Origin of the sequence: Streptomyces sp. x-19 (assembly GCF_046549115.1) — a bacterium.
GTDB lineage: Bacteria > Actinomycetota > Actinomycetes > Streptomycetales > Streptomycetaceae > Streptomyces > Streptomyces albulus_C.
Genome location: NZ_JAJPWK010000112.1, coordinates 1 through 643 on the forward strand (window position 1 = coordinate 1; position 643 = coordinate 643).

At 65.8% G+C, this 643-nt stretch carries 1 pseudogene; it reads right to left on the minus strand.

Annotated features, from left to right (window positions below):
* Nucleotides 1–165: 165 nt before the first annotated feature.
* Nucleotides 166–643, minus strand: a pseudogene (locus ACLJT4_RS42500) (IS701 family transposase); the annotation flags it as partial.

A 643-nucleotide genomic window follows, 5' to 3' on the forward strand; every position in this document is an offset into this window, starting at 1 on the left:
CTAGTACTCCAGTTGCAGTTCGCTATTTGCGCTGGTCAGGGGCGTCTTCTTGAGTGTAGTGAGCTGACGTGTCGTCATGTGGCGGTTGTTCGTGACCGGTCGCGCGGCGTCTGTAGTGGCAGCGCTTGGCAGTGGCCTGGTGGTGGCGACGCCAGCGGGACCATTTCAAGGCATGACTGGCGTGATGCCGGTGGTTGTGACTTGCTCCGGGGCGGCAAGCTGCCAGCAGCCTGCGGACTTCTGCCAGCGTGAGGGGGATGAGGGATGATCCGTTTCTGCGGCCCCCCTTTCCTCCCCGGCGTGGGCGGCCATCGTTGCGAGGAAGGCATGGGCGAGCATGGCCAGGGTGATGTGCCGGTACCAGGCGGGATAGCGGCGGACTTCGTACTGGTCAAGGCCGCACTCGTTCTTCGCGCTCTGGAAACACGACTCGATGGACCATCGGCTGCCGGCTACCCGGACCAGCTTGTCGACGGTGGTGCCAGTGGGCGCGTAGGCGAGGTAGTAGGCGATCTCGTCAGGGCGGGCGATGCTGCGTCGGGCCAACATCCACCGGTGGTGGGAGGGCTCGTCTTCGCCGAAGAACGGGACGGCCGGCAGCTGTGCGGCTGCCCAGTCATAGACGCGCGGGCCCTTCGCGCCG